Here is a 12,937-nt window from a genome sequence, read left to right on the forward strand (position 1 = left end):
AATGATTAATTATTCGGTTTTCAAGGAACTTTTGACCCTAACGTTAATCAATTTACCCGCTAACCCTATCAACAGAATACTCCTCATTGAATCTTACTACGAACATGTCCTACATATGCCTACCTTGCCTATTATTAAATCCATTTTTTCTATAGAATTCGTATAACTTTTGCTAGAAATATCACAACATATATCTATGAGCCGTCTTTCGTAAAATTACCGGATAATCCTACAACGCCTTAAATGGCCTTGACTCCATTCTAGAGGATAAGGTTAGCTGTTCGTTGTTATTTGTTATATATTTCCCCTGTGAAAATTATTGCTTACAACCTACAATAAAAGCCCCGGCAAGATACCGAGGCCTTATTATACATAGGTTATATTACTTACTGTTTATTTAGAGGGTTTCCGCCGTCTCAAGCATAAGCGCTTCGGTCCGCTCTGTATCACGAATCAGAACCGGCTTCAGATACTTACCTGTGTAAGACTCTGTGACTGTAATGATCTTCTCCGGTGTCCCTGTTGCCAGGACGGTACCACCACCGCTACCACCTTCTGGTCCCATATCGATGATATAATCCGCTGTCTTGATTACATCCAGATTATGTTCAATAACAAGAACCGATTCTCCGGAATCCACCAAACGATGCAATACCTCAAGCAGACGACCAATATCATCTACATGCAGGCCTGTCGTAGGCTCATCCAAAATATAAAGTGTTTTACCCGTGCTGCGACGATAGAGCTCAGAGGCCAATTTTACCCGCTGTGCTTCACCACCGGATAAAGTGGTTCCTGGTTGACCAATCTTAATATAACCAAGGCCTACATCCATCAGTGTTTGCATTTTACGATGGATACGCGGGATATTTACAAAAAACTCTGTTGCGTCCTCTACCGTCATCTCTAACACATCTGAAATGTTTTTGCCTTTATATTTCACTTCTAGTGTTTCCCGGTTATACCGTTTGCCTTTACATACTTCGCAAGGGACGTATACGTCCGGCAAGAAGTGCATCTCAATCTTAATGATCCCGTCTCCACGGCAAGCTTCACAACGTCCGCCTTTTACGTTAAAGCTGAAGCGTCCCTTTTGGAAACCACGTACCTTAGCCTCATTTGTCTTGGAGAACAGATCACGGATGTCATCGAATACACCTGTATAGGTTGCTGGGTTGGAGCGCGGCGTCCGCCCGATTGGCGACTGATCGATTTCAATAACTTTATCGAGATTTTCTAGTCCTCGAATTTCTTTATGCTGACCAGGACGCACCTTCACAGCCTTATTCAGCTGCCGTGCTAAACTCTTGTAAAGAATCTCGTTGATAAGCGAGGATTTACCGGAACCCGATACACCTGTCACCGCTGTAAATACACCTAATGGAATCTTCACATTCACATTTTTCAGGTTATTCTCTTTAGCACCACGTATTTCTACCCAGCGATCATCGGTAGGACGGCGTTTAGCAGTAACCGGAATAAATTTACGTCCGCTTAAATATTCACCCGTTAATGAATTCGGATCTTTCATAATCTCTTCTGGCGTCCCTTGAGCCATAACTTGTCCACCATGAATACCTGCGCCCGGACCAATATCAATAATATAATCTGCTGCCATCATCGTATCTTCATCATGCTCTACAACAATTAGCGTGTTGCCTAGATCGCGCATATGCGCAAGCGTAGAGATCAGGCGATCATTGTCCCGTTGATGCAAGCCAATACTTGGCTCATCCAGAATGTACAATACACCCATGAGACTTGAACCAATCTGAGTAGCCAACCGAATACGCTGCGCCTCACCACCGGAAAGAGAACCCGCCGCACGGCTAAGCGTCAAATAATCCAAGCCCACATTCACAAGGAATCCAAGCCGATTGCAGATCTCTTTTAGAATGAGATTGGCGATGGCTGTTTCTTTTTCGCTCAATTTTATCTCTTCAAACCAATGCTGGCAGTCTCCTATTGAAAGGTCCGTAACATCAGAAATATTATGATCATTGATAGTCACAGCTAATATTTCTTTTTTCAGACGTTTACCTTTACATACATGACATGGCTTAGCACTCATAAATCCTTCGATAAATTCACGAATACCATCCGAAGCAGTTTCACGGTAACGCCGCTCGAGGTTAGGGATAATCCCTTCAAAAGCAACCATCGCATCTTTCTTTTGACCGAAATCATTCTCATAACGGAAGCGGACTTTCTCACTGCCTGTACCGTTCAGTAACTTATTCATATGATCAGGTGTCAGACTGCTTACCGGAACGTTCTGAGGAATTTTAAAGTGTTCACAAACCGACTTCAGAAATTGCGGATAGTAATTAGAAGTACTTCCAGTCCAAGCTAAAAAAGCACCTTCTTCAATGGATTTCTCAGCATCAGGAATAAGCAGATCTGGATCGACCACCATCTTCATGCCAAGTCCATCGCACTCTGTACAAGCTCCAAACGGACTGTTGAAAGAGAACATCCGTGGTGCCAACTCTTCAATACTAAAACCACAAATTGGACAAGCAAAGTTAGAACTGAAAAGCAGCTCTTCCTGGCCGATGATATCCACAAGGATTTTACCGCCCGAAAGCTTAAGCGCCGTCTCCAGTGAATCCGTCAGTCGGGTCTCCACATCGTCTTTAACAACGATCCGGTCTACCACAACTTCTATTGTATGTTTTTTATTCTTTTCTAGTTCAATATCCTCAGACAGATCTCTTAGCTCCCCGTCCACACGCACACGTACGAAGCCTTGCTTGGAGATATCTGTGAAGAGCCCTTTATGCTCACCTTTACGTCCTGAAATGATTGGCGCCAGGATCTGCAACCGGGTTTTCTCCGGATACTGCATAATCCGGTCTACCATCTGTTCAACGGTCTGGGAGGTAATCTCAATACCATGCTCTGGGCAATGGGGATGACCAATACGTGCAAAGAGCAACCGCAAATAGTCATAAATCTCCGTAACTGTACCTACCGTGGAGCGTGGGTTCCGGCTTGTTGTCTTCTGATCTATAGATATCGCCGGGGACAAACCATCAATTGAATCCACATCTGGTTTCTCCATTTGTCCCAAAAACTGACGTGCATAAGCCGACAAAGATTCAACATAACGCCGTTGTCCTTCAGCATAAATCGTATCAAATGCAAGCGATGATTTACCTGAGCCGCTAAGTCCCGTCAGCACGACGAAACGGTCACGTGGAATCGTCACATCGATGTTTTTGAGATTGTGCGCCCTCGCGCCTTTAATTACAATATTTTCGTTCGCCAACGGAACCTCTCCTTTAAAAAACTATTTCAACTTTATTTCAAAATATTCTCAAAGCCTTTTCAAAGCCTTTCGCTCCCTCCCAAACCCTCCCTTCCAAGGGAGGGCCCCAAGGGTTGCACCCTCTGGACACCCGCATTTTCTGGAGAAGGAGTATGGTGGGACGTAACTTAGTGACTATAATGCTCAGAGCGCTTATCCCTACGGGACCACTTGGACGTTACCGCACTAACTAAAGCTAGGTACATGCAACTGTCATAGACGTTGCATGGTGCTGTCCCTGCGGGATACGCATAAGTGCCAAGTGCATTTCGGGCGCTGTCCCTGCGGATACGCTTAAGTGCGATAAACATCGCGGGATACGCGACCCTCTATTGATTCAAAAAGAACGGTCTAGGACAGCACCGTTCAATACCTATTTTAAATATCGGTGATGCATTGATGGTTTATTACTCAGCCCGAAGCTCCAGCAATGCGTCGCGTAGCTCTGCCGCGCGTTCAAATTGCAGGTTCTTGGCAGCGTCCTTCATTTCAGCTTCCAGACGCTGGATCAGACTTTGTTTTTCTTTCTTATTCATCTTGCCACCAACACCTGTGAGATAATCAGCTTTAGACTCAGCAACCTTCGTTGCCTCGATGATGTCACGCACTTTTTTATTAATAGTGGTTGGGGTGATGCCATGTTTCTCATTATGGGCAATCTGAATGGCGCGACGGCGCGATGTTTCGCTCATTGCTTTCTCCATCGAATCAGTGATCCGATCACCATACATGATTACACGACCCTCAGAGTTACGAGCCGCACGGCCAATCGTCTGAATTAGTGAACGTTCGGAACGAAGGAACCCTTCTTTATCGGCATCGAGAATTGCAACTAAAGATACCTCCGGTAGGTCGAGACCTTCTCTCAGAAGGTTAATCCCTACCAGTACATGGAACGTACCGAGACGAAGATCCCGCAAGATCGCCATCCGTTCCAGTGTTTTGATGTCAGAGTGCATATAACGAACCTTAATACCGATTTCCTTAAAGTAGTCTGTCAGATCCTCCGACATCTTCTTCGTCAAAGTGGTAACGAGTACACGTTCATCGCGTTCAACCCGGTCACGGATTTCGCTAATCAGATCATCGATCTGGCCTTCTGTAGGCCGAACCTCTATGATTGGATCCAATAGACCAGTCGGACGGATAATCTGCTGCACCATAGTCTCGCAGTGTTCCATTTCATAAGGTCCAGGTGTCGCGGAGACATATATGATTTGATTCACTTTATCTTCGAACTCTTCGAACTGAAGCGGACGGTTATCCAGTGCAGACGGCAAGCGGAAACCATGCTCTACCAACACTGTCTTACGCGCCCGGTCACCGTTATACATCGCCCGAATTTGCGGAAGGGTAACATGGGATTCATCTACGACGATTAACATATCATCAGGAAAATAATCCATTAACGTATATGGAGTTGCTCCTGGCTCCCTGAAGGTTAGCGGCCCGGAATAGTTCTCGATCCCCGAACAGAAACCCACTTCCTTCATCATCTCAATGTCGTAACGTGTCCGTTGTTCCAGACGTTGCGCTTCCAGAAGCTTGCCTGCGTCACGAAGCACGGTCAGCCGCTCTTCCAGCTCCCGTTCAATATTGACTATTGCTACACGCATCGTTTCTTCCTTGGTAACAAAGTGAGAAGCCGGAAAAATGGCGACATGGTCGCGTTCACCGATCAATTCACCCGTTAAAACATCAATTTCAGTGATCCGCTCAATCTCATCGCCAAACAATTCAACGCGAATCGCATGTTCACCCTGAGAGGCCGGGAAAATTTCAACCACATCACCACGTACACGGAATGTTCCGCGTACAAAATTGATATCATTGCGCTGGTATTGAATATCCACCAGTCTGCTCAGAATCTCATTGCGCGGCTTCTCCATCCCAACCCGCAAGGACAATAGCAAGCTTCCGTATTCCATTGGTGAACCGAGACCGTAAATACAAGACACACTCGCTACAATAATAACGTCACGCCGTTCGAACAAGGAGCTTGTCGCGGAGTGGCGAAGTTTATCAATCTCTTCGTTAATGCTGGAATCTTTCTCAATATAAGTATCGGAGGAGGGAATGTACGCCTCTGGTTGGTAATAGTCGTAGTAGCTGACGAAATAGTCTACCGAATTATTCGGGAAAAACTCCTTAAACTCACTTGCCAGCTGGGCAGCCAGTGTCTTGTTATGCGCAATAACCAGCGTGGGGCGATTTAATTTGGAAATAACTTGCGCGACAGTAAAGGTCTTCCCTGTACCTGTCGCTCCCAGCAGCGTCTGGTGCTTCTTACCCTGCCGGATGCCTTGTAGTAATTCATCTATGGCATGAGGCTGATCGCCCTGGGGTGTATACTCGGACTCCAATTCAAAAGTCTTCGTACTGACGACAATATCACTCATTTGCCCGACTCCCCTCTATCGTCTAAACTAGATTAATATATTATAATTGTTGTCTGAATCTTCTCTCTCCATACGACAGTAAAAAATATGGAAGATAAGAATATGTGTTCCCGTTCATTATACAGTGTTGCTTAGATCGATGCAAACCATAATACACAGAAATGTTAGGAGCTTGAAGCATGGATATTACCGCAATAATCGGCCTAGTGGCCGGACTGGCTGCGCTAATCGGCGGCTACCTCTGGGAAGGCGGAAGCCTTTCCGGACTGCTGCAGCTTAATGCAGCTTTGATTGTATTTGGAGGTACGATTGCCGCCGTAATGATCAGCTTCCCGGCAGCTAAGCTACGCTCCATCCCCACCGCTCTGCGCATGGCTTTTGGCCGCAATCCTGAACGTGATGAAGAGAAAGCAGAAGAGCTTATCGCAATGGCCACAGTGGCCCGCCGCGGCGGCGTTTTAATGCTCGAAAAACAAGCGGAAGCACATCCCGATTCTTTTACGCGCGAAGGACTGTTGCTTATCGTCGATGGCACTGACCCTGAGCAGGTAAGACAGATTTTAGAATTGGAAATGGATGCGAAAGAATTGAAGCATGAAAGCTACGCCAAGATTTTTGAAGCCGCTGGCGGATATGCTCCAACGATGGGGATCATCGGTACAGTTATGGGACTCATTAGGGTACTGGGCAACCTTACAGACCCCTCAAATCTAGGTACCTCTATCGCAGTAGCGTTCACTGCAACACTATACGGAGTAGCCATCGCTAATCTAATATTTTTACCCATTGCTTCCAAAATCAAATCCCGCAGCCAAAGTGAGCTGCATAGCATGGAGATGCTGCTAGTAGGCATTCTTTCTCTACAGAACGGGGATCATCCGCTGCTGGTGCGTAAAAAACTGAACTCCTTCATTTCAGACACCACCACAGATGACCGTGCAGAAGCAAGAGGTTTTATATGAGACAAAGAGACCGGCGCAAACGGCGGGTAGAGAATCGAGAAAGCCGTGATCGTTGGATGATTACTTACGCAGATCTAATTACGCTTTTACTTATATTTTTCGTTATATTGTATGCGATGAGCAGCCTGGACACTGACAAATACAATATCGTAACCGGCTCTTTATCCCAGACTTTCAAGTCGAGCAGCACTGTTCTTGAAGGCGGAGATGGTATTTTAGATGCTGGACAGACCCCTGACAACAAACCAGAGAGTACAGATGGGAATGCGAACGCAACTGCAAAACCAAATGACGGTTCTGATGAACAAACGGAGAATGAAACACCTTCAGCACGGGAGTTGGCTTTTCGAGAACAAGAGGCGAAGCTTGCTGAGTTAATGGGTGTGATCACCCACTATGTGGAGGAGAATAATCTCGGTGAACAAATATTTGTAGCCGACAAACCGCAGGGCATAGAAATCACGCTCAGCGACCGTTTTCTTTTTGATGTGGGTAAAGCAGATGTGAAGTCACCAGCCCTTCCTGCTCTTCAGCAGTTGTCTGGCTTATTTAAAGATATCGGGGCAACGATCAGCATTGAAGGACATACGGATAATACACCAGTGTCATCAGCTTCCCGCTATAACGACAATTGGGAGCTATCGGGTGCTCGTGCGCTTTCTGTGCTGCGCTTTTTCTTAGATAATGAAGGACTGAACCCGGACACTTTTCAATATGCAGGTTATGCCGATACCCGACCAACAGCAGATAATACTACAGTAGCAGGCAAACAGAAAAATCGACGCGTAGAGATCATTGTCCTTCGACAGCTTCAAGAGGTGGAATAAAATATAGTTGTTTGCGCTCAGAGCTAAGTTCGGCGGTAGGGGCCTTTGCAATTACCACATTGAGCTAACAAGGGGCTTCATCCAATTTAATTAGGGAAAACCTCCCTGATTATTCACCTATTATCGTATCCAATCGCGGAATGAGGGGATTTCTCCCTGATTATTACTCTTTTTAGTCTGAAATAGTGGTTTTACCGAGATGATTAGGGAGGAATTCCCTAATACCCTAACTCTCACGCTATAATCGTCTAAAATGAGGGAGGTTTTCCCTAATTCCATACTCCACTAGACCCTCAAACCACTCGACTAGGTTTACGAATACTCGCACAATCTACATAAGAAACACAAACAGCAAGTCCCCAAATCACAGAAACTTGCTGCTAAAAACATCACACTTGATCAGACTATTTCCCGTCCCCAATTTCCAATTATTCAGCAACTAACGCGCTATAACCAGCTGCATCTAACAGACCTTTTACAGCATCAGCATATTCTCCATCAACTTCAATCTCAAAAATCCAACCCCCGCCATATGGCTGATCATTGATAAGCTCCGGACTAGCTTCTAATCCATCATTCACCTTGGTAACCGTCCCAGAGACGGGCGAATACAATTCCGATACCGTCTTAACGGATTCGATACTGCCTACGCTGTCACCGGCCGAAATGGTCGATCCCACCTCAGGAAACTCAACAAATACGATGTCGCCTAATAAATGCTGAGCATGGTCCGTAATCCCAACACGTACTACTCGCCCTTCTACTTGCTGTGCCCATTCATGCTCTTCGCTGTAAAGAAGGTTGTCTAATACTTCACTCATTTCAAGCCGCCTCATTTCCAATTTGGAGTTCTAAATTTAGTTATAGCCTAAGTTATCCCGGCTCACAATGTCAATATTACTAACAGGAAATTAAAATTTGTCATTTTTTCGACTTTTTCTTGTTGACAGAGCCCGACTATACCCGTTTAATGGAGACATACAAGAAGAAACGACGTTGTCGTCTTTTTATAGGCAATCGCCGTTTCTCGGAGAAATATAAGGATAATGTATAATGTGAACCATATACTTTCTTATATTTGAAATAAATATAGTTGCGGATGATGGCATAGGGAGAGACTGTCTCACTTGAAGACGGCGCCGAAGGAGTAAGCCCTAACAGGGGTGAATCTCTCAGGCAAAAGGACCTTTGTCGGACGTATCTCTGGAGAGCATCAGACGCAAGGCTAGATGCGTCAGATCACCAACGGGGAAACCTGCAAGCTAGTTACGGCAGGGTAACTCTCAGGTACAAAGGACAGAGCAGAAAGCGATTTGTGCATTTATGCATGATTGCTTCTGCCTGTCCTTTTTTCGTATGTAATCAGTTCAAAGGGAGTGACGACATGGATGCTTTGAGAAGAACACCTTTTTATGATCTCTATTCCGCTTATGCGGAGTCCAGATGCATTGACTTCGGTGGCTGGGAGCTGCCAGTACAGTTTACAGGTATCGTAAAAGAGCATGAAGCCGTTCGCCAGCAGGCTGGGCTGTTCGATGTCTCGCATATGGGTGAATTCATGGTGATTGGGAGCGGTGCAGAAGCCTTTTTGCAAAAAATGACAACCAATGATGTCAGCCGCCTCACAGATGGTGCTGCGCAATATACGCTGCTGTGTTATCCAAATGGCGGAGTTGTCGACGATCTACTCGTGTATCGCCTAAGCGAAGAGCATTATATGCTCGTCGTTAATGCCTCCAACATCGACAAAGACTTCCAGTGGCTGCAAGAGCATTTGACCTCTGAATTCGGCGAAGTCACGCTTACTAATGTCTCTGACGAGACGCTTTTGCTCGCCTTGCAGGGTCCTCTGGCAGAAACCATTCTCGTGGAAGTTACTGATGCTCCTATTTCAACACTCAAGCCTTTCCATTTCATCGAACGCGCCACCGTTTGCGGTGTAGAGGTACTTATCTCCCGTACGGGTTATACCGGTGAAGATGGCTTCGAGATTTACGCTCCGCTGGAAGGTGCAGAAACGTTATGGAACGGACTGCTTGCAGCAGGCGCGCCCCACGGATTAACACCTGCTGGACTGGGTGCACGGGATACCCTGCGTTTTGAGGCAAAATTACCACTGTACGGTCAGGAGCTATCCGCTGACATCACCCCGCTTGAAGCAGGAGTACAGTTCTTCGTGAAGCTGGACAAAATAGACTTTATCGGACGCGATGCACTAATACAGCAAAAAGAAGCTGGCATTCCCCGACGCCTTATCGGCCTAGAAATGATTGATCGAGGCATTCCACGCTCCCATTATCCTGTCTGGGCAGATGGCGTTAAGATTGGTGAGGTCACAACCGGAACACAGTCCCCTACGCTGAAACGTAACCTGGGGTTGGCTTTGCTTGATGCTAATTACAGTGAAATAGGCACAGAGGTTTACGTGGAGATACGCGGTAAGCAGCTTAAGGCTGTAGTGATTAAGGCCCCTTTTTACAAGTATAAACGCCTTTAGCGTCCATATAAGGACGGTGAGCTTTTAAGCGAGAAATAGAAGAATAAAGTATAGCGTGAAAATTGTACTTTCTTATATTTTAAAAAAGCCAAGGAGTGAAACCTTAATGAAGCACCGTTATCTGCCCATGACAGAACAGGACCGCGTAGAGATGATGGAGGCCGTCGGGATTCAGTCTTTAGATGAGCTGTTCTCCGATATTCCTGAAGCGGTACGTTACCAAGGCACTATGCCGATGTCTGAACCACTCGATGAATACGCCCTGCTGCGCCACATGAAAGGTTTGGCTGACCAAAATGCCGACTTTGATTCTCACGCCAGCTTCCTCGGCGCCGGATTATACGATCATCACATCCCTGTGGTCATCAACCATGTCATTTCCCGTTCTGAATTCTACACTGCCTACACTCCGTATCAACCGGAGATCAGCCAAGGTGAGCTGCAAGCGATCTTCGAATTCCAATCCTACATTTGCGAACTAACCGGTATGAAAGTTGCCAATGCCAGTATGTATGATGGCGCTACAGCTTTATCCGAAGCAGCGGTTCTCGCGGCTGGCGCTACCAAACGCAAAAAATTAATCGTCTCCCGTACCGTTCATCCTGAGGCTCGCCAAGTGCTACGTACTTCGGCTAATGCTTGGGGTCTGGAGGTGGTGGAGATTGACTATAAAGACGGTCTTACCGATCAAGCTAAACTTGCTGAAGCTATCGATGAAGATACTGCCGCAGTGCTTATTCAATCGCCTAACTTCTTCGGCAGCATCGAGGATCTTCGCTCGGTTGAGCCGCTGATTCACGCGGTTAAAGGTCTTCTTGTAGTCAGCGCGAACCCAATAGCTCTTGGTGTACTTGAAACTCCGGGCAAACTTGGAGCCGACATCGTAGTCGGTGACGCTCAGCCACTCGGTATTCCAGCTGCTCTCGGGGGTCCAACTTGCGGATTCTTTGCCGTAGCTGATCACCTGATGCGCCGCATGCCAGGCCGGATCGTTGGCCAAACGGTAGACCGTAACGGTAAACGTGGCTTCGTTCTTACACTTCAAGCGCGTGAACAGCATATTCGTCGTGAAAAAGCGACATCGAATATCTGCTCCAATCAGGCGCTGCTGGCTCTCTGCGCATCCGTCTACTTGTCCGTTATGGGCAAAGAAGGCATGCGTGAAGTAGGCGAGCTAAATATTCGCAAAAGCCATTACGCTGCTAATAAACTTAGCGTACTAACAGGTGCTGAACTTGCCTTCTCCTCCCCATTCTTTAACGAATTTGTCGTGAAGCTTCCTGAAGGCAGCAGTGTGACCTCTATTAATTCGAAGCTGCTGAAGAAAGGTTATCTTGGGGGTTATGATCTGGGCCGTGATTATCCTGAACTTGCTGGACATATGCTGGTTGCCGTAACGGAAAAAAGAAGCAAAACCGAAATCGACCAATTCGCTAGCGCACTGGAGGGCTGTTTATGAAACCGGAGCAAAGTCTAATTTTTGAATTAAGCCGTCCCGGCCGTTCGGCCTATTCTTTGCCACTATGCGATGTGCCACAGGAAGAAACCTTGGAGTCCCTGATTCCATCAGGTTTACTCCGTAGCGAACCCGTCGTACTTCCAGAAGTATCGGAAGTGGATGTCATTCGCCACTACACTTCTCTTTCACGTCGCAACTTTGGTGTAGACAATGGCTTCTATCCACTCGGTTCATGCACGATGAAATACAATCCGAAGATTAACGAAGATGTTGCCCGCTTCTCCGGCTTCGCCAAAATTCATCCCTACCAACCAGAAGAAAGTATTCAAGGCGCACTGGAATTAATGTATACCCTGCAAAATGATCTGTCCGCGCTGACGGGCATGGATGCAGTATCCTTACAGCCTGCCGCAGGTGCTCATGGTGAATGGACCGGCCTCATGATGATCCGCGCCTACCATGAAAGTCGCCGTGAGACCCGCACTAAGGTTATCGTGCCGGATTCCTCGCACGGAACCAATCCTGCTAGTGCCTCAGCAGCAGGACTTGAAACGATCACGATCCCTTCCACAGATAAAGGAATGGTCGATCTTGAAGCACTGAAAGCAGCCGTCGGTAGCGACACAGCCGCACTAATGCTAACTAATCCAAGCACACTCGGCTTGTTCGAAACCCAAATCGTCGAGATTGCTGAGATCGTGCATGAAGCAGGCGGCCTACTCTATTACGATGGAGCCAACTCCAATGCCATTATGGGCATTACCCGACCTGGCGACATGGGCTTTGACGTTGTACATCTGAACTTGCATAAGACAATGAGTACCCCACATGGCGGTGGCGGCCCTGGAGCCGGACCAGTCGGCGTAAAATCTATCCTCATTCCATTCTTGCCACAACCTACTGTGGTGAAGAATGAAGATAGCAGCTTCTCACTTCACTTCGGTGGTCCTGAATCCATTGGACGCGTGAAAGCTTTTTATGGAAACTTTGGTATTCTGGTACGTGCCTATGCCTATATCCGCACCTATGGTCCAGACGGACTGCGTGAGGTATCCGAAAATGCCGTGTTGAATGCGAACTATATGATGCACCGTCTGGCACCGTATTTTGAAATCCCATATCCGGGTGTATGTAAGCATGAATTCGTGATGTCCGGCAAAAACCTCAAGCAATATGGCGTGCGCACCTTAGACGTTGCTAAACGATTGCTCGACTTCGGCTACCACCCGCCAACCGTGTACTTCCCTCTGACTGTTGAGGAATGCATGATGATCGAGCCGACGGAAACCGAAAGTAAAGAAACACTGGACGGCTTCATCGATACGATGATTCAGATTGTGAAAGAAGCGCAGGAGACACCGGAAATCGTAATCAACGCACCGCATACCACAGAGATTAGCCGTTTGGATGAGACACAGGCCGCGCGCAAGCCAGTTTTGAATTGTTCTTGCGGGTAAACATTCTTCAAAAAATGTTCTAGACA

General features: G+C 46.8%; 8 protein-coding genes and 1 riboswitch. Of the genes, 5 read left to right on the forward strand and 3 right to left on the reverse strand.

Annotation, left to right across the window (positions count from 1 at the left end; translation table 11 throughout):
* Window positions 1–397 precede the first annotated feature (397 nt).
* On the reverse strand, window positions 398–3,271 hold the full coding sequence (gene uvrA / locus MKZ09_RS30890; RefSeq protein ID WP_076137311.1) for an excinuclease ABC subunit UvrA: 2,874 nt from the start codon (window positions 3,269–3,271) through the stop codon (window positions 398–400).
* Window positions 3,272–3,717: 446 nt separating this feature from the next.
* Complete coding sequence (gene uvrB / locus MKZ09_RS30895; protein ID WP_036678623.1) at window positions 3,718–5,709, reverse strand: excinuclease ABC subunit UvrB; 1,992 nt, start codon at window positions 5,707–5,709, stop codon at window positions 3,718–3,720.
* A 179-nt stretch (window positions 5,710–5,888) separates the two neighbouring features.
* On the opposite strand from uvrB, the gene MKZ09_RS30900 reads away from it, so the two are divergent.
* Entirely contained in the window at window positions 5,889–6,671 is a 783-nt protein-coding gene (locus MKZ09_RS30900; RefSeq protein ID WP_036678620.1) for a flagellar motor protein, read from the forward strand.
* On the forward strand, window positions 6,668–7,498 hold the full coding sequence (locus tag MKZ09_RS30905; RefSeq protein ID WP_076137309.1) for a flagellar motor protein MotB: 831 nt from the start codon (window positions 6,668–6,670) through the stop codon (window positions 7,496–7,498). The genes MKZ09_RS30900 and MKZ09_RS30905 overlap by 4 nt, the downstream gene beginning before the upstream one ends.
* 428 nt (window positions 7,499–7,926) lie before the next feature.
* On the opposite strand, the gene gcvH is transcribed toward MKZ09_RS30905, so the two are convergent.
* Window positions 7,927–8,319 (reverse strand): glycine cleavage system protein GcvH, encoded by a 393-nt coding sequence (gene gcvH / locus MKZ09_RS30910; protein WP_036678614.1) that lies wholly within the window; start codon window positions 8,317–8,319, stop codon window positions 7,927–7,929.
* 278 nt (window positions 8,320–8,597) lie between these two features.
* Window positions 8,598–8,696, forward strand: a riboswitch (glycine riboswitch).
* A 186-nt stretch (window positions 8,697–8,882) separates the two neighbouring features.
* Here gcvH and gcvT point away from each other — a divergent pair.
* The 3 genes from gcvT to gcvPB all read left to right on the forward strand — a co-directional run bounded on the left by gcvT (window position 8,883) and on the right by gcvPB (window position 12,911).
* On the forward strand, window positions 8,883–9,995 hold the full coding sequence (gcvT, locus tag MKZ09_RS30915) for a glycine cleavage system aminomethyltransferase GcvT (protein ID WP_076205734.1): 1,113 nt from the start codon (window positions 8,883–8,885) through the stop codon (window positions 9,993–9,995).
* Between the two features lie 106 nt (window positions 9,996–10,101).
* On the forward strand, window positions 10,102–11,454 hold the full coding sequence (gene gcvPA, locus MKZ09_RS30920; RefSeq protein WP_076205731.1) for an aminomethyl-transferring glycine dehydrogenase subunit GcvPA: 1,353 nt from the start codon (window positions 10,102–10,104) through the stop codon (window positions 11,452–11,454).
* Window positions 11,451–12,911, forward strand: a complete 1,461-nt coding sequence (gcvPB, locus tag MKZ09_RS30925) for an aminomethyl-transferring glycine dehydrogenase subunit GcvPB (RefSeq protein WP_076137303.1) — start codon at window positions 11,451–11,453, stop codon at window positions 12,909–12,911. Before gcvPA ends, gcvPB begins: the two co-directional genes overlap by 4 nt.
* Window positions 12,912–12,937: the final 26 nt, after the last annotated feature.

The sequence above is a fragment of the Paenibacillus sp. FSL R5-0908 genome (assembly GCF_038006245.1).
Taxonomy (GTDB): domain Bacteria; phylum Bacillota; class Bacilli; order Paenibacillales; family Paenibacillaceae; genus Paenibacillus_AQ; species Paenibacillus_AQ odorifer.

Bases quoted from the DNA above. Each gene is read 5' to 3' on its own strand.
- gcvPB (WP_076137303.1), top strand. From the start codon at position 11,451: ATGAAACCGGAGCAAAGTCTAATTTTTGAATTAAGCCGTCCCGGCCGT.
- gcvT (WP_076205734.1), top strand. From the start codon at position 8,883: ATGGATGCTTTGAGAAGAACACCTTTTTATGATCTCTATTCCGCTTAT.
- MKZ09_RS30900 (WP_036678620.1), top strand. From the start codon at position 5,889: ATGGATATTACCGCAATAATCGGCCTAGTGGCCGGACTGGCTGCGCTA.
- MKZ09_RS30905 (WP_076137309.1), top strand. From the start codon at position 6,668: ATGAGACAAAGAGACCGGCGCAAACGGCGGGTAGAGAATCGAGAAAGC.
- uvrB (WP_036678623.1), bottom strand. From the start codon at position 5,709: ATGAGTGATATTGTCGTCAGTACGAAGACTTTTGAATTGGAGTCCGAG.
- gcvH (WP_036678614.1), bottom strand. From the start codon at position 8,319: ATGAGTGAAGTATTAGACAACCTTCTTTACAGCGAAGAGCATGAATGG.
- gcvPA (WP_076205731.1), top strand. From the start codon at position 10,102: ATGAAGCACCGTTATCTGCCCATGACAGAACAGGACCGCGTAGAGATG.